The 17,140-nt window shown below is 58.5% G+C and carries 12 protein-coding genes; 3 read left to right on the top strand and 9 right to left on the bottom strand.

Annotated features, from left to right (window positions below):
- Positions 1–157: 157 nt before the first annotated feature.
- The 4 genes from HBO10_RS03945 to HBO10_RS03930 all read right to left on the bottom strand — a co-directional run bounded on the left by HBO10_RS03945 (position 158) and on the right by HBO10_RS03930 (position 3,688).
- The gene (locus HBO10_RS03945; RefSeq protein WP_034126436.1) at positions 158–1,288 is read right to left on the bottom strand and encodes an OpgC domain-containing protein; all 1,131 of its coding nucleotides are present in this window, start codon (positions 1,286–1,288) and stop codon (positions 158–160) included.
- A 125-nt stretch (positions 1,289–1,413) separates the two neighbouring features.
- The gene (locus tag HBO10_RS03940; RefSeq protein WP_034126437.1) at positions 1,414–1,710 is read right to left on the bottom strand and encodes a cupin domain-containing protein; all 297 of its coding nucleotides are present in this window, start codon (positions 1,708–1,710) and stop codon (positions 1,414–1,416) included.
- 61 nt (positions 1,711–1,771) lie between these two features.
- Positions 1,772–2,056, bottom strand: coding sequence for a putative quinol monooxygenase (locus HBO10_RS03935; RefSeq protein ID WP_034126438.1), 285 nt, complete (start codon positions 2,054–2,056; stop codon positions 1,772–1,774).
- A 12-nt stretch (positions 2,057–2,068) separates the two neighbouring features.
- Positions 2,069–3,688 carry an FMN-binding glutamate synthase family protein gene (locus HBO10_RS03930; protein WP_034126439.1) on the bottom strand — a complete coding sequence of 540 codons (1,620 nt, stop codon included), beginning with the start codon at positions 3,686–3,688 and terminating at the stop codon, positions 2,069–2,071.
- A gap of 256 nt (positions 3,689–3,944) precedes the next feature.
- On the opposite strand from HBO10_RS03930, the gene HBO10_RS03925 reads away from it, so the two are divergent.
- Both HBO10_RS03925 and HBO10_RS03920 read left to right on the top strand, forming a co-directional pair.
- Positions 3,945–4,823, top strand: a complete 879-nt coding sequence (locus tag HBO10_RS03925) for a hypothetical protein (RefSeq protein ID WP_052199946.1) — start codon at positions 3,945–3,947, stop codon at positions 4,821–4,823.
- A gap of 161 nt (positions 4,824–4,984) precedes the next feature.
- Positions 4,985–5,257 carry a type B 50S ribosomal protein L31 gene (locus HBO10_RS03920; protein WP_034126440.1) on the top strand — a complete coding sequence of 91 codons (273 nt, stop codon included), beginning with the start codon at positions 4,985–4,987 and terminating at the stop codon, positions 5,255–5,257.
- A 20-nt stretch (positions 5,258–5,277) separates the two neighbouring features.
- Here HBO10_RS03920 and HBO10_RS03915 read toward each other — a convergent pair whose 3' ends face one another.
- Genes HBO10_RS03915 through HBO10_RS03900 form a run of 4 tightly spaced genes read right to left on the bottom strand, consistent with a single transcriptional unit; the run spans position 5,278 to position 11,342 of the window.
- Positions 5,278–6,657 (bottom strand): ATP-binding protein, encoded by a 1,380-nt coding sequence (locus HBO10_RS03915; RefSeq protein ID WP_034126441.1) that lies wholly within the window; start codon positions 6,655–6,657, stop codon positions 5,278–5,280.
- Positions 6,654–8,471, bottom strand: coding sequence for a DAHL domain-containing protein (locus tag HBO10_RS03910; protein WP_034126442.1), 1,818 nt, complete (start codon positions 8,469–8,471; stop codon positions 6,654–6,656). The genes HBO10_RS03915 and HBO10_RS03910 overlap by 4 nt, the downstream gene beginning before the upstream one ends.
- Positions 8,468–9,433, bottom strand: coding sequence for a cytochrome c peroxidase (locus tag HBO10_RS03905; protein WP_034126443.1), 966 nt, complete (start codon positions 9,431–9,433; stop codon positions 8,468–8,470). Before HBO10_RS03905 ends, HBO10_RS03910 begins: the two co-directional genes overlap by 4 nt.
- Positions 9,434–9,467: 34 nt before the next feature.
- Complete coding sequence (locus tag HBO10_RS03900) at positions 9,468–11,342, bottom strand: GGDEF and EAL domain-containing protein (protein WP_034126444.1); 1,875 nt, start codon at positions 11,340–11,342, stop codon at positions 9,468–9,470.
- A gap of 199 nt (positions 11,343–11,541) precedes the next feature.
- On the opposite strand from HBO10_RS03900, the gene HBO10_RS03895 reads away from it, so the two are divergent.
- Positions 11,542–12,855 carry an HD domain-containing phosphohydrolase gene (locus HBO10_RS03895; RefSeq protein WP_034126445.1) on the top strand — a complete coding sequence of 438 codons (1,314 nt, stop codon included), beginning with the start codon at positions 11,542–11,544 and terminating at the stop codon, positions 12,853–12,855.
- On the opposite strand, the gene HBO10_RS03890 is transcribed toward HBO10_RS03895, so the two are convergent.
- The gene (locus HBO10_RS03890) at positions 12,856–17,037 is read right to left on the bottom strand and encodes a hypothetical protein (RefSeq protein WP_034126446.1); all 4,182 of its coding nucleotides are present in this window, start codon (positions 17,035–17,037) and stop codon (positions 12,856–12,858) included. It abuts the gene before it with no gap.
- Between the last annotated feature and the right edge of the window lie 103 nt (positions 17,038–17,140).

Raw genomic sequence — 17,140 nt, 5'->3', positions numbered from 1 at the left:
TCAGTGACTGACACTCCGCTTTCGCGGGCAGGCCCGCTCCCACAGGGGATCTGTGCCGGGCGTTGATCCTGTGGGCAATACACGACCAATGTGGGAGCTGGCTTGCCTGCGAAAGCGGTGGTTCAGTTGCCATCCTGGTGTCCGGCGGCGTCGCTAACTATGTAGTCGTGACGACGGCGCGGCTGGCGTATCGTTGGTCCAGGCGCTTGTTCAGGTCCAGCCATGCCGCCAATAAGCCCATCAACACAGCGCCCGCCAAGGCCGTGGATAACTTGATCGCCAGGCTGTCGCCGGCCATGGCATTGAGCATGTCGGCCAGTGGCGCCAGCACCACGCCCAGGCAAAACACTTCCAGGGAGTAACGCCCCATCCTCGCCAATTGCAGGGCCAGCCACTGCTGCGTCCAGCCGACGTCGGGGAGCAATTTGGCGGTGACGTAGGCCAATGCCAGGAAGTGCAGCAGGCGCACCGGGGACAGGTCGGTCTTGCTGATGGGGTACAGCCATTCGCCAATCACGCGTGGCATCCAGGCGTCATGCACCTCGGGCCAGCGCCAAGACAAGGTGATCACACAGGTCACCAACACGTAGAGCGCAGCGGCCACGAACAAGGGTTGGCGCAGCAACGGCCGCGCTTCGGCGCGGCTGGGTGAGCGCAACGCGGCTGCGCCGCCGAGGATGAACAAGCATTGCCAGGTGATGGGGTTGAAGTACCACACTCCGCCGTTGCTCGCGGGCAAATTCCAGCCCTGCCAGGGCGCCAGCAGGTACACCGCCACCGAGATCGCCACCATCACGTTGGGCACATACACCAGCAGTGGCAGGGTGAGCGGCAGGCTCAGAATCAGCACGATGTACAACGGCAACGGGTCGGTGAGGTTGGGCTTGAAGCGCAGCAGCAACTCATCCATCAAGGCCTGTTGGGTATCGCTGAGAAAATACCCCAGGCCCATTTCCTGCACCAGGTCGCGAGTCTCGATATGGCTGTTGGCGAAAATCACGATGCCCATCAACAGCGCCAACAGGAAAATATGCGCCACGTAGAGTGTCCACACCCGACGCAGGATTTTCAGGCAGGCGAAGAGATAGCCCTCGCGCTGCAGAATCTTGCCGTAGGCCAGCACGGCTGCGTAGCCGGCCAGGAACACGAAGATTTCCGCGGCGTCACTGAACCCGAAGTTCTGCACGGTGATGTTGGCGAGGGGGTTGTGAGGCACGTGATCCCAGAAAATGAAGATCAACGCCAGGCCCCGAAAAAAGTCGATGCGCGGGTCGCGTCCGTTCAGCATGGCAGCGGGCTCTTGAACAAGTTGTTTAATGACGATAGGTGAGCGCGGGCGTCGCCGCACGTCGGGCGGGCGGAGGTTGGCGGTATTTGTAAGCAATTGCAAAGGCTGGGTATTACTGAATGTCTCTAGAGATCAATGATCACCAGGGTGCCCTGGCTGCCGGCGAGCACACCGTGGGCAGTGCCGGCTTCCACCAGGTACATCTGGCCGGCGTCCACCCTGATGGCTTGATCACCGATGCGCAGGTGCAAGTACCCACTGATCACCAACAACCCTTCGTTGTAGTCGTGGGTTTCTTCCCCGTACGTCTGTTCATCCATGCGCAGTACTTTGATCCGCGCCGGGCCAACCTGGCCCAGGCGTGTGGATGTCCAACTGTCGGGCAGTTGCGCGGCGATTGCGGCGAAGTCCAGTAACGGCATGTGAATCTCCTTGTTTTCAACGATGCCGTCGGTGGTCCGGTTCAGCAGGCGGTGGGTCTTGTCAGAAAACGTCCATCAACAAGACCCGGCACGGCTTGGCTTGATGCTCATTGATCTGGGGCACCAACCGGGTGAAGTGCTCGGTCTGGCAGTGCGCATCCAGCGCCGCTTGATCTGGCCATTGCTCGATAAAAATGAAGTGCCCGGGGTCTTTTTGATCGATGAACAAATCGTAGGCGATGCACAGCGGTTCCTGGCGGGTTTTTTCCACCAGTTCAGCGTACCAAGGGCGCACGGTTTCCAGGTGTTCCGGCTTGATGAAGTCTTCAGCGATGACTTTCAGCATGGCAGGCGTCCTTCAGGCTGCTGCGGTTTCATGAGGCTCGAAACTGTCCGCCCGCGCCATCTGCCACATGCGCGAATAGAACTCGCCATTCACTTCACCGGTGAGCAACTCCCCAGGCTTGAGAAACACATGCAACTGAGAGAACAGCTTGATCTCCGTCGCCGACATCCGACGTACCAAATGCTTGGCCGACAACTGCGACGGATGCTCCAGCCCGGCGGCGGCGAGCATTTCTGCCAAAGCGTGCAGCGTGTTGCGGTGGAAGTTGAACACGCGCTGGGCCTTGTCCGGCACCACCAGCGCGCGTTGGCGCAGCGGGTCTTGGGTGGCGACGCCAGTCGGGCATTTGTTGGTGTGGCATGACTGAGACTGAATGCAGCCGATGGCGAACATAAAGCCGCGTGCCGAGTTGGCCCAGTCGGCGCCGATGGCCAGGACGCTGGCGATGTCGAACGCGCTGACAATCTTGCCGCTGGCGCCGAGCTTGATCTTGTCGCGCAGGTTTAGGCCCACCAGGGTGTTATGCACGAACAGCAGGCCTTCGCGCAGCGGTACGCCGATATGGTCGGTGAATTCCACCGGCGCGGCACCGGTACCGCCTTCCTTGCCGTCCACCACGATAAAGTCCGGAAGGATGCCGGTTTCGAGCATGGCCTTGGCGATGCCCATGAATTCCCACGGATGGCCTAAGCAGAACTTGAAGCCCACAGGTTTGCCGCCGGACAGTTCGCGCAACTGAGCGATGAACTGCATCAGCTCGATCGGCGTGGAAAACGCGCTGTGACGCGACGGCGAGATGCAGTCTTCACCCATCATGATGCCGCGGGTGTCGGCGATTTCCTGGGTGACCTTGTGCTTGGGCAAAATCCCTCCATGGCCGGGCTTGGCGCCTTGGCTCATCTTGATTTCGATCATGCGCACTTGGGGGTTCTGAGCCTGCACGGCGAAGCGTTCGGGGTCGAAACGGCCGTCGCTGGTGCGGCAGCCAAAGTAGCCGCTGCCCAGTTCCCAGGTGAGGTCGCCGCCGTTTTCGCGATGGTAGGGGCTGATGCTGCCTTCGCCGGTGTCGTGGGCAAAGTTGCCGAGCTTGGCGCCGTGGTTGAGTGCCCGGATCGCGTTGGCGCTCAATGAGCCGAAACTCATCGCCGAGATATTGAACACCGACGCCGAGTACGGCTGTGTGCACTGCGGTCCGCCGACCATCACGCGAAAACTGCTGGGGTCGCTCAGTGGCGCAGGGCGCATGGAGTGGCCGATAAATTCGAAGCCTGACTGGTACACGTCAATCAGGGTGCCGAAGGGTTTGTCTGCCGTTTCGTTCTTGGCGCGCGAATACACCAGCGAGCGCTGGGCGCGGGAGAAGGGCAGGGCGTCGCTGTCAGACTCCAGCAGGTACTGGCGGATTTCCGGGCGGATGGTTTCTACCAGGTAACGGATATTGCCCAGGATCGGATAGTTGCGACGCACCGCATGGGGGCTTTGCAGCAGGTCGACAATGCCGATCAGGCTGAGTACGCCGGTTACCAGCGTGATCGGCCACAGCCATTCATGTTCGATAAAGGGGAGGCTGGCGAGGGTGAAAATGACGCACACAGCAAAGAAGGCGTAGCGGCTTAACAAGGACAGGCTCATACGGTTTCCTTGGGTTCGGACTCTTCAGGTCGATTAACCATTCTGCACCTGTCGACAAAGCACGGACAAGGATTGATCGTCCAGTCAGCTATTTGAGCCTCTGCGTATTTGTACCGACAAAAAAACTATCAGCTTGATCAGGAACGTATTGCTGCCCCGTCACCATTCATTGAGTGTCTGGTTGTGACCGGGCGCTGTGAAGTAAGGACACTTTATCAAGAGGGAGTTTATAACGACCAAAACGAGTGACTTACCTATGACGACATCGATAGCGGTAGCGAATGTTTTTTCCAATGTCTGGAATTCTGCCCCCTCCAGCCACGATTGGAATAAAAGCCAGTTAACCGGCCCGCTACGGGAGCAAGTCGCCCAAGAACACAAACGCATTGAAGGCATCGAAAAACCTGAGCAGGATGTGAGCCGAAAGCCGGAGATCGCCACAGGCCGCCCACCGGGTGATAACCGCACCGCCGAACAAATCATCAACGATAATCCGATCCTCAAAAAACTGGGTCATCAAAAAGATATCAATCGCTCATTGGCTTACAAACTTCTTGGGGATTGGACGAGCAACAACAAAGACCCGGACGCACGGGCTGATGCAGCCTTCAACGCTGCGCGGGTGCTCAACTATATCGATACGTCCTTATCGGCTGACGGAGAACACCGAGGCAAGGCCCACGGCAATGGCGACCTTGAAGGCATTACCCATAGCGGCGACGCTCGGCACGGTACACCTGCAGGCGTGTGGAAAGACTTTACGGAGCAGGGTTATTTAGCCTTGCGTGAGCATCACCGTCTGGATAGTACTAGCGACACCCATGTCAGGAAGGACGGCACCAACAAAGATAACGTGCAATGGGCTGCCGGCGAGGCTGGAAAGAGAACCCGGTTTATCCCTGGACTCAGCAACATTCTTCTAGGTATTGGCGATTCGGAACCGGGAGTGATCGGAGCTATCAAAGGGGCCAAGGCGGGTTTTGACAAAACTCGGGCTGATGGTTTCGATGAAGCGCTCGCCAGCGCTACGAGAGGAGATCTTGTCGGCGTCGTTAAAGGGTATATCAATGCCGTGAAGAACAACGAAGCCAAGCCGAATGAGGCCCAGTCAGCACTGGATAAGATCAGCAGTTAAGCCAGTTTGGTTTTCAATGGTTGGACGCCCCAGGAAACGGATTTCCAGAAGGCCCCATAGCTCCTCGCGCTCTACCTTTATTGCAAGAGGTTCTCGTTTGGATGTTCGGTGTTGTGTTACTGTATAACAAATCAACCGCACCCAGACGCCCCGGAGGCCTCATGAAAGCTGGTATCCACCCCGACTACCGCACCGTGCTGTTCCACGACACCGCCGCCGATGTGTTCTTCCTCATCGGTTCCACCGCCGACAGTGATCGCACCCAGAAACACAGCGACGGCAACACCTATCCCTACATCCCCCTGGACGTCTCCAGCGCCTCGCACCCGGTCTACACCGGCCAGCAGCGCAAGACCCAGGCCGAAGGCCGGATTGCCGGGTTCAACAAGCGTTTTGCATCGTTTGGGTCGAGCCCGAAAAAAGCTGACGCATGAGCATGATTCGGCGGCGTGCCCTACGCCGCCGTCTGCCGAATCGGCAGCACTACCCGAAACTTCGTACCCTTGCCCACCTCACTGCTGACGCTGATATCGCCACGGTGTTTCTTGACGATCCCGTAGGACAACGACAAACCCAACCCGGTACCTTCGCCCACAGGCTTGGTGGTGAAGAACGGGTCGAAGATCTTCTGCACGGTGTCGGGGGCAATCCCACAGCCGTTGTCTGCGACTTCCAGCCACACGTTCTCGCCGTCCACCCCGTTGCTGATGGTGATGGTGCCGCGCTCAGGGCCCATGGCTTGTGCGGCGTTGATCACCAGGTTCATCACCACCTGGTTGAGTTGCGAAGCCAGGCACTCGATTTCTGGCAGCGGCGTGTAGTGCTTGACCACATCGGCCTTGTACTTGAGTTCGCTGGCGACGATGTTCAGCGTCGAATCGATGCCTTGCTGCAGGTTCGCGAATTGCCAGGTCTGGTCGTTATCCACCCGTGAAAAGTTCTTCAGGTCCTTGACGATCTGCACCACGCGGCCGATGCCTTCCTTGGATTCGCGGATCAGGATCGGAATGTCGTCCTTGAGAAAATCCAGGTCCAGCTCGTTGCGCAATGCCATGAGCGGTTCGCGATGTTCTGGCGCCCCGATGTGCGCTTCGCTGCGCTGGTAGGCATCGAGCATCTGTTGCAGCTGCTTGAAGTAACTGTCGAGGGTGCTGAGGTTGGAGGAAATAAAGCCCACGGGGTTGTTGATCTCATGGGCGACGCCGGCCGCGAGTTGCCCCAGCGAGGCGAGTTTTTCCGACTGCACCAGTTGGCTTTCCAGGTGCTTGCGCTCTTCAATTTCCAGTTGCAGCGCTTGGGTGCGCTCTTCCACCAACCGCTCCAGCTGCGAGGTTTGCAAGGAGGCGCGGCGCGCCATGTCCCATTTGTTGGCCAGGGTGTTGGCCATTTGCTGGACTTCTATGTTGTCGAACGGCTTTTTCAGGATCAGCAGGCGGTCGTGGGCGTGCAGGCGAAACAACAGGTCATCCCAGGAATAGTCCGAGTAGGCGGTGCACACCACCACTTGCAGGTCGGGGGCGACTTTCCACAGTTCTTCAATGGTCTTGGCGCCGTCCCAGCCCTGGGGCATGCGCATGTCAACGAAGGCCAAGGCATAGGGGCGCTGTTGCGCCATGGCGCTGGTCAGCAAGCCCAGGCCTTCCTCGCCGCCATACGCGCCGTGCAGTTCGAATGCCTGGATTTGAGGTTTGGCGGTGTCGCCAAACAGTGCCGACTCCATCTCATCCAGCGCTTCGGTTGAGGCTTCGTCGGGCATCAGGATCTTGCGAAAATCCTCATGAATGGACGGTGTGTCATCGATCAGCAGGATGCGCCGGTTGGGAGGTTGGTTCATGAGCTGCTTCCGGCAAGGGTCATGGGGATGGTCAAGGTGAAGACGGCGCCAAGGCCCGGCCCGTCGCTGTGGGCGCTGAGCTGGCCGTTCATTTCCACGGCGGCCAGGGCGCAGCTGTGCAGGCCGAAACCGTGGCCCTCCTTGCGGGTGGTAAAACCGTGGGTGAAGATGCGTGCCATGTTCTCGGGCGGTATGCCTTCGCCATCGTCCTTCACACTGATCTTCAGGGTCTCGTCGCCTACCGATTCCACCGCCAGGGTGATTTGCCGTGGCCGCTCAGACAGTTTGTCCATGGCGTATTTGGCGTTGCTGATCAGGTTGACCATGATCAGCAATAACCTGTGCTTGTCCGCCAAGATCTCCGGCACCGGGGCGTACGCCTTCACAACAGTGACATGGTGACGGCTCAGCGCGCCGGCGTTCATGCGCAGGGCGTCGTCCATCAAGGCGCTGATATTGACCGGCTCCAGCAAGGTAGACGCACCCGCATAGGATTGCTGGGTCGAGACGATGTCCTTGATGTGGTCCACGCTTTTGCTCAACTGCGCCAGCTCATCGCTCATGCCTTGCTGTTCGATGGCAATCGCTTCGACCAACTGGTTCAGATAGCCCGGCAGCAACTTGCCCTTTTCATCCTCGGTAAGGAAGGTGCCCAGGTCGCCTTGGTGAGCGTTGATCAGTTGCATGGCCTTGCCCAGGCCGAGTGCCTTGCTGCTGCGCAGCTTGCGGCTGACCAGGTCGGCAGAGATGTTCACACTGTTGAGCACGTTGCCGACGTTGTGCAGCACGTTGGTGGCGATCTCCGCCATGCCGGCCTGGCGGGCGCTGTTCATCAGCTCGCTCTGGGCATCCTTGAGCTGTTGCGTGCGCCGCTCCACCCGTTGTTCCAGGGTTTCGTTGGCGGCCTGCAACGCTCGGTTGACGCGGTTGATCTCGGCGAAACTGCGCAACAGGCGCACCGCCAGGTAAAGCAGCAGCACCACCAGCAAGGTCGAGAAGATCAGCAGGTAGCGATGGTACTGATGATCGATGAGGTCCGTAGCCTGCTGGTCCTGATTGAGGTGAGTGGTCAGGTCATCGAGGTGTTCGGCCACCGGCACGGCGGCAATCCGCTCGAGCAGGCTGTTGACCAGTGGCTGTTCGCGCAGGATCAGCGAAATATGATTGCTGAGGATCTCCACCGGTGCCTGGAACTCGCTGGGCAGGCTCTGTTGGTTGATGGCCAGCTTGCCCAGGCCCACCAGGATATCGGCGGCACGTTCGTCGCTGGTGACTTGGGCGAACTCCAGGCTGCTGAGCAGCAGGTCGTAAGTGTCGGTGGCCACGCTTTGCAGTTGCAGGCGGCCTTCGTCGGTCATGCTGTTGAATTGGGCCTGGATGTCGTCTTCGGCCGTCGGCAAAAAAGCCAATGAGTTACGCAGCACTGCGTTGTGGGATTTGAACTGGTCGACGAGCCGGGCTTTTTCCTCGATGGCCGTCAGGTACGCCGCATGGCTGGCTTGCCAACCGGGCAGGTCGGCAGCGCTGTGGTAGGTGTCGCGGCTTTCCAGTTCAGCGCCGATACGGGTCATTTCGGTCAGCGGTGTGACCAGTGGGTCGTAGTTGTGGGTGATCGCGATGCGGGCCTTGAGTACTTCGCTGTCCCACTGAGCATTGAGCTGCTGGAGTTGGCGGATCAAGTCGCGCGACTGGGTATAAGTGGCTGTCTGGTCGCGTGAAGACTTGAGGTACAAAAACACCAGGGTGGAGGCCAGGAACAGGGTGATGAGGCCTAGCAGGATTTGGCTGGTGCGTCGGCGTGACAAGGGTCTCATAACGGCTTGCCCGCCCATTCGCCGGTCAGGGTCTTGAGAAACTGGATAATCAGGTCCTTGTCTTCCTGGGACGGGTTGCGCCCCAACTGGTACTTGAACATCACGTCAACCGCCTCTTCAAGGGTCTTGGCCGAGGCGTCGTGGAAGTACGGCGCCGTGACGGCCACATTGCGCAGGCTGGGCACCTTGAACACATGGCGGTCTTCTTCATCCTGGGTCAGCAGGTAGCGCCCCAGGTCCGATTCCAGCGGGTTGCCGCGGGCCTTGAAGTAATCGCCCATCACGCCGAATTTCTGGAACATATTGCCGCCAATGTTCACGCCCTGGTGACAGGCAATGCAGCCGTAATCCTTGAAGCGTTGGTAGCCGTATTTTTCCTGGCGGGTCAGGATATCGGTGTTGCCCAGCAAGTATTGGTCAAACCGCGAATTGGGTGTCAGCAGCGTACGCTCGTAGGTGGCCAGGGCGTTTTGCACATTGGAAGCGGTGACGCCATCGGGATAGGCCTGTTTGAACGCGTTCTGGTAGGCGGGCAGGGCGGACAGGTTGCGCACCACGGTATTCCAGTCACTGCCCATTTCCACCGGGCTGATCACCACCTGCTCGACCTGGGCCTGCAGCGTGTCCACCCGACCGTTCCAGAACTGTTTGAAGTTCAGGCTGGCATTGAATACGGAAGGGGTATTGATCTGCACCGGTTTGCCGTCAAAGCCAATGGAGAATGGCTTGTTGTCGGCGCCGCCGCTGGTCAGTTGGTGACAGCTCGCGCAGGACAAGGTGTTGTTGACCGACAAGCGCGGCTCATTGAACAACTGGCGACCCAACTCAACCTTGGCCGGGTCCAGTACTGGAACCGCCGGCAAGGGCTTGAGCGCTTCGTCCAGCGGTGCGGCTGACAGCGATGCGGTGCTCAGGCATAACGCGAACATCAGGCCGGAACGGTGGTTTACGACATTGCTCAAGCGAGCACTCCTTGCAGGCCCAGGGCTATTTATTTTATTGATCCGGCATCAGTGTCGCGCTATCCGTTTGCAGCAGCTGCACAAAATCTTTCGAAGGCAGCGCCTTGCTGAACAGAAAGCCCTGGCCCTCCTCACACCGCTGGGCTTTGAGGAAATTCAATTGGTCGACGGTTTCCACACCTTCGGCAATGATGTTCAGCTCCAGGCTCTTGCCCATGCCGATGATAGCGCTGATCAGTTGTTCGTCCTGGCTATTGATGCGCAGGCCGCGCACGAAGGATTGGTCGATCTTCAGCACGTCGATGGGAAAGCGCCGCAGGTAGCTGAGGCTGGAGTAGCCGGTGCCGAAATCGTCCAGGGCCAGGCGGATGCCCATGGCCTTGATCTTTTGCAGGGTTTCCACGGTTTCGTCGACGTTCTGCATCAGCACGCTTTCGGTGATTTCCAGTTCCAGTTGGGTGGGCGGCAGGCCTGTTTCTTTCAGGATGGCGGCCAGGTTGTCGACGAAGTCCCGTTGGCGAAAGTCGATTGCCGAAATGTTCACCGACATGCGCAGGGGCGCCAGGCCCATCTCACGCCAGGCTTGGGCTTGTGCGCAGGCTTGGCGCAGTACCCACTGAGTCAGGCGCACGATCAGGCCGCTGTCTTCGGCGACCGGAATGAACTCCGCCGGGCTGACCCAACCCGACTGCGGTCGAAACCAGCGGGTCAGCGCTTCCGCACCGACGATGCGCCCGGACTCCAGCGCCAGCTTGGGTTGGTAATGCAGCACAAATTCATCGCGGTCCAGCGCCTGGCGGATCGCGCTTTCCAGGTTTTGCTGATGCTGGGCGCGCAGGTTCATGTCTTCGGTGTAAAAGCTGAAATCCCCCGGGCCGCGTTCTTTGCTGGTGCGCATCGCGGTTTCAGCGTGCTTGAGCAAACCCACGGCATTGTCGCTGTCATCGGGGTAAATACTGATGCCCAGGCTGGCGCTCACACTCAGGTCATGCCCCGCGACATGGCGAGTCGCGCTGACAGCATTGAGTACCTTTTGCGCAATGTGCTGGGTTTGCTGGGGATGCTGGATATCGTTAAGCAGCACCACGAACTCGTCAGAGCCATAACGAAACACCGAATCCGACGCCCGCACCGCCGCCACCAGGCTCAGGCTGACCTGTGCAAGCACCTCGTCGCCGGCCGGATAGCCCAGGGCGTTGTTGATGCGCTTGAAGCGGTCGAGCCCCAGAAACATCACCGCCAGTTGCGTGTCGTGCCTGCGGCCCAAGGCGATCGCCTGGGTCAGGCGGTCGCCCAGCAACGTGCTGTTGGGTAACTCCGTCAGGGCGTCGTATTGCAATAAGTGCGAGACCTTGAGCAGCTCCTGCACGCGTTCCTCGATGGTGCGCTCCAGGCTGATCACTTTGAGGGCCGCGTCCTGGGCCAGTTGCCATTTCCAGGTCAGGGCGCTGGCCATCTGGCGGATTTCCAGGTGGTCGAAGGGCTTTTTCAGGATCAGCAGTTGGTCGTTGTATTTCAGGCGCGCTTCGATTGCCTCGAAGGAGTAGTCGGAATAGGCCGTGCAGAGCGCGATTTGCAGGTTGGGGTCCGCCTCCCACAACTGTTCGATGGTGTGCAGGCCGTCCCAGCCTGGGGGCATGCGCATGTCGATAAACACCATGGCGTACGGCGAATGGGCGTCGAGGGCTTTTTTGACCAGCGCCAAGGCTTCCTGGCCCTGATAGGCCGAATCCAGGTCAAACGCCTGGCGCGCCGGCGCGGTGGTGCCGAAGAGGGTGGACTCCAGGGTGTCGAGGGAGGGCTCGCCATGCTCGTCGGCACAGAGGATCTTGCGAAAATCCTGGTGGATCGAAGCCGTGTCATCCACGATCAGGATGCGCCGGTTTACCCTGCCCGATTCCGTCCTCATGGCGCATTCGGCACGTGCAAAAGGCTTGATGGCATGACAATTCCTTCCCTGGTTCTACAACTGAACGGGGCGCGAGCATGCAGTGCAGCATAGTTGAGTTCCCTTGATATCGACGGCCAGTTGGCGTCAAATCAATCGCGCTTTGTATTGCGCGGATTCAATTTAGCCTAACTTCGTTTAATTTGAAGGCAGAGTCGCCATGGATGAACAACTCGCTACGAAGTCCGCTGTTTTGCTGGTCGACGATGAAGAGTCGATCCTTAACAGCCTGCGCCGCCTGTTGCGCGGCCAGCCCTATGACGTGGTATTGGCCACCAGCGGCGCCCAGGCGCTGGAGATCATGGCGACCCGGCCTATCGATCTGGTGATGAGCGATGCGCGCATGCCCGGCATGGACGGCGCCACGCTGCTGGCCGAGGTCCACCGCCTGTACCCCGCCACCAGCCGCATCCTGCTCACCGGTTACGCAGACCTGACCACCATCATCAAGGCGATCAACGACGGGCAGATCCACCGCTACATCAGCAAACCCTGGAACGACGAAGAGTTGCAACTGGTGTTGCAGCAAACCCTCGAGCACCAACGCCTTGAACGCCTGGCCCGAGACCAGACCGAACAGCTCAAGCTACTCAACGCCACCCTGGAAAAACGCGTGGCGGCGCGTACCGCCGAGTTGCAACAAACCGCCGACATGCTCGACCTGGCCTACGATGAGCTCAAGCGCAGCTACGTGACCGGGACCGAAGTGTTTTCGCTGCTGGCCAACCTGCGCTTGCCCAAGGACAAACAGACCAACCGTGCGTTGATCGAGTTGATCCGGGTGTATTGCGCCGCCCAGTCCATGGACGAATCCAGCACCCGTGACCTGACCATGGCCGCCGCGTTGTACAACATCGGCAAGTTGAGCTGGACCGACAGCATGATGGTTGCACCGTCGGACAAACTGCATAGCACCGACCGCGGCTTGTACCGTGAGTATCCGGGGCAGAGCGAGTCGCTGCTGATGACCCTTGAGCCGATGAAGGACGCGGCGCGGATCATTCGTCATCACCAGGAACGTTGGGACGGCACGGGATTTCCCGACCACCTCAAGGGCGATGCGATCCCGCCCGGTTCACGGCTGCTGAAGCTGGCGGTGGACTTTATCGAATTGCAGAAAGGCCTGATCCTGGAGCGGCACCTCAACAGCGACGAGGCGCTGTTGTATATCCGCAAGTACGCCGGGCGCCTGTATGACCCGGCGTTGGTGGAAGATTTCGTGCAAGCCTGCGCGACCTTCCTCAGCGATGTGACCCTGGGTGATCCGACGGTAAAAGTCCTCTCCACCCGTGAGCTGGAAGCCGGCATGGTGCTGGCGCGCAACCTCAATGCCGACAACGGCATGTTATTGCTCAATGCCGGCAAGGTGCTGAACTTGCCACTGGTGGACAAGCTGATCGCGTTCGAGGCGATGGAGGGCGCCAAGTACAGTGTGTTTATCAGGGCGCCGGACGAGGTGCCGCCCCTCCTGTAGTTATACGCCCCAGGCTACGTGCTTGCTGGCGTGGTAATCAAAGATACCCCTGATGATGTAGACATCTTTGCCACCTTCTTTGCCGTTTTGTTCAATTGCCACGCGCCAAAGACCACGGCCTGTGCCGGGCTGCACCTGGGGGAGATCGACATAGGTGAAGTTGCCTATTCGCTTGCGGCTGAGGCGACCGGCTTGGATATCCTGGGTGATCTCCTCAAGTTTGGCGGTGGCGGGGGTGGGCAGGAGTTTTTTCTGGGTTTTCGCCAGTTCATCCAGCTTCACGATGTTGATGTGCGGATCGCGAGTGGGCACGACTTCCGGCCCGACAGGCAGCGCCGGCGCTGGCCTTTCAACTCTATGGGTTTGAACGCGGGCGACTTCGAACTCCAGAGGCGTTGCAAACTTGGGCAGGGCTTTTTCGAATGCTGTGACGTCTCTACTGTCTACCATCGCTACGCCAGTATCTGCCCCATGCTGGCCTCGGGATAGGGCGATATAGGGAATACCGGATTTTTTGAAATCCTCTGAAAAGGAGGTGACTTGAAGCTTGGCGAGTTTGGCCTTGAAGGTCTCCGTCATGAAGGCATCCAGGGTGCTTTTTGTCTCAGGCAGCAATAAGAATCGACGTATCGCTTCCTGGCGTGTAATTCCGAGATCTGAGGCGAGTTGATTAATACGTACGAGGTGTTCGGGCTTGTATGCAAACACTTTCAGTGCAGCATCCCGCCAAGTATAAAGTTCATATTTTGCTGCGAATTTATTCATCGCATGCTGGTGTTTTTGGGTGATGGCGTACCCGACAAATTGTGCGCCAGTATCGGGGTCGGCAACGGCAATCGATGTTCTGATTTGTTTGTCGAGGTTCTCGTTTTTGCCTATGAGCCTTTTGACTTTTTTAAACAGTTCTTCCTTGTCCCGCGCAGACAGGGGTTGCGCAAAATGTTGTGTCGACAGGTGTATATGTTCAACCGTGGCCAGTTCGAGCCGCAGGTTTAACAGGGAACTACGTAATCTCTCTTGATTGACTCGGCTCAAGCTTTTCGAGTTCGACATCCAGCGGCGAAATTCAGCTTCATCCAGGGTGCCAAGCTGTTGTCGGGCGCGAGTGATCAAATCGAGCTTCAGGGAAGCGTCGGTTTGTTCTATGACGCGCACGAAATCCCGCATTTCCCCTTCTGTTGCAAAAAGCCGCATCGCCGCGATCAGGTCCGCATCCACTTGCTGTTCAGGGGTGAGAGGACGCAGGGCACCCAGAACGGAACCTCCGCCCACAGCGTCTCGTTCGAAACGGGGCTTCCAGCTCTTTGCGTCTCCCGGTACGACCATAAAGTCCACGTGGTGACCTGCCGGGTCTTTTACATAGCGTGCGCCGTCTTCTACATAGGACTGATACAGGTGATAGCGGCCTGTTGGGTCGCGCATCGCGATGAACTGGTTATTGTGTTTATCAAAAAAACACGGTGCGCGGCCCGACTGGCGCGACAGTCTGTATCGGTGGGTGTCGGCAAACTCCACTACGTCAAAGAACGGCTCTATTTGCTCAGGCAACCGATATGGCATCACATTGACCCAGGCGGGTTCCAACGGGCGGAGGGAGGCACCCGTCAGTACAATGGCGGTGCTCCTGTCCGTACCGACTTTACTGGCCAGCCCCGGAATGCGCCGCCCCAGCTGCTTGGCCACGCCTAATCCGCGGTTGATAGCTCGGCGCAAAAACGACAGGGCGGTTTTGCCGGGTATCAACCCGAGCAGAAAATCGGCAGTTTCCACCCCGAACATAAAGGCGTTTACCGTCGATTCGCGGAAAATTTGCGCATTGCTCCGTGAACGGTAGTCGGCGTGCGCGAGTTGAAAACCCAGTTGCGCCGAATACAGGTATGCGTGGAAATTGCCGGTTATCGGCGTCAAGGTATAGCGGTACACACTGCGCGTATCGTTGAAGATCCGTGTGATCTCTTTCGTATCCTTAGTGGCCATCTGGGAAGTGAAATAGGTCTGCCATTCCGGTTTTGCTTTCAGCGTGTCCAGCTCCACCAGCCCCTTGGTCAGCTCCCGGAAGGCAACGCCATCTGGTGCATCCGGGGTATACAGCACACTGACCCCGTCAGGCTTGGTGCCTTTTCGATGAATGACCAGGACACGATGCATGACCTGCCCGCCTTGGCCCCTCTCTTGCGCGGCGCCCAATACCAGTAGGTTGACCTCTATCTCGAATTCGCTGACTCGGGGGCGGGTGGTTGAATCAGGGTGTTCAGTGACGGCTTTTATCCAGTCAAACCCACTGCCTGGCGTCTGGAATGTAAACAGTTTGGCTACGTCAGGGTTGAGACGGTTCTCAAGCGCGTCCTTATTCATTTTTGCCGCGTTGGCGCGCTGCCAGACTGTAGCGAAGCTGCTTGTCCCACTGCTCTGCGAGAAGGTTGACCGCAGATACGTATCGTATTTTTGGCCAATGTCAGCTTCTGTTGCGAGTGCGCGCAAATCATCGTTGCCAAGTTTTCCGTGAGGGTTGCCGGCTGTGTCAATAATGTTGGCGGTGGCATTGATCGTTCTATGTATGCCATGCACCGACCATGGGTCGACATTACGTTGGGTATAACTTCCCAGTGTGCGCAGATCCACCACGGTTTGGGTACGCCAGGTGCCCCACGTCAGTTTTTTGCCTGGCAGGCACTGCGGGATATTGATCTTGCGGTCTTCGCTGATGTAGACAATGGTGGCTTCCTCGTTACGATACCCCGTCATTTCGGCCGACCGGGAGGACGTTGTGACGCGCAGATGAACCAGGCTTCTATAAGGGTCAATATCAACGTTGGCATACACAGGTTTCTGTTTTTTCAGCACCTTGTCGGTCTCCTGTTGGGAGAACGCTTCCAGTGTCAAGATTCTCTCAAGATGAGGTGTGAGTTCCTCATTGCTGTCGATCAGTTCTTGTTCCAGTTGCCTGTACCGAGCTTGGTCTTGCTCGCCGGCGGTTTTCAACCATGCGGGTTCGGCCGTCAACAGGCGTAGATTGCGCACCATAAAAGCATTAGCGACATCCCACTGTGGCGTCAGGTCTGCGGCCAGGTCGAGCTCGCCTGTGGAGGGCAACGTCTCCCTGCGCAAGGCTTCGCGAACGGAGAAATGTTGCCTGACTCGCAATGCACGGACACTGTCAGCAATCACGTCAGCGTCTATCTGGGACGGGGCCGTCGTCAGTACGGGCAAGCCGCTCAGCGCGGTACGAGCGGCTGTCGGCAGGCTTGCGATCAACAGCTTGCCTGGCGCTGCGCCGTCTTGTATGCGGGCTGCGACGGTGTCATTCAAACGCGCCAGGTTTTCAAACTCCTCAAACTCCTCGCTTGGGCTATAGAGCATCACTTTGCCCGTCAGAGGCGTCGTGCCCGTGGGTGTCAGAATGAATGCGCCGGCGAATTCACCGCCATTCTCCAGGGCCAGTCGGTACACCGTGGGCCTGTTGTCGACGGTAAACACCTGTTCACGTGCCGCAGCACTTGGGTACTTGAGCACGTTCTGCGCCAGCGTCCGTGCATGCGCCGACAACGTGCCGTCCACCGAGCGCAATGCCAGTTGATGGGCTAGCACTTGTCGTCGCAGTGCGACCAATTGCTCCTCCGTGTTGGCTTGGGAGGGCTCGCCAGCCCCCCAGAATGTATTCAGGCTCAACGTGATGGCTATTTCCAGCCTGGCGGCCAGGGTTGTCGTCGAGGCATTGGCAGAGAGGATTTTATCGGTGTCCAGGGTGTTGCATTCGCGGTAGAAGGCGCCGCTCTCCTGGGTCAGATAAGACTCTGCGCCAGGCGCGCGTAAGGTGGCCAGCAGCGAGCCCAGTGGTTCGCAGGACAGCAGGTGCTTTTGTCCTTCCTGGTCTTCGCGATAGCGGCTATAAAAAATCTGGTTGGGATTGATGGGCAGATGTGCATCGGGAAACATCTCGGCCAATTGCTGCTGGTACACGCGGCCGACACTCGGCTGTCGCCTTACCAGTTCAGAGGTCTGTGCATTGAGTTTGTCGAGTTCACGGGTGAGGTAAGCCAGTTGTTCTTCGGCAGAAAGTGAAGCCGGCGGCACGACCGCAAGCGTCATCGGTTGCACGGTAGGGGTTGACGTGCTGTCGGCCGGCAGCGGTTGTGGTTCGTCAGTGGATGATTGTTTGAGGGTGGGCAATGAATTGTGCATGAGTAAACTCTTATAAAAGAGCGCGGCGCACCGAGGTGCAGCGAGCCCTGCTGAATATGAGTTTGCGAGTTTAGGGTGGCCGAAACTGGACCCTGTGGTGTAT

It is taken from the genome of Pseudomonas sp. WS 5503 (assembly GCF_012985385.1).
GTDB classification, from domain to species: Bacteria; Pseudomonadota; Gammaproteobacteria; order Pseudomonadales; family Pseudomonadaceae; genus Aquipseudomonas; species Aquipseudomonas paracarnis.
Note: the sequence above shows the minus strand (reverse complement) of the source record. Positions and strands in the feature narration are given on the sequence as shown.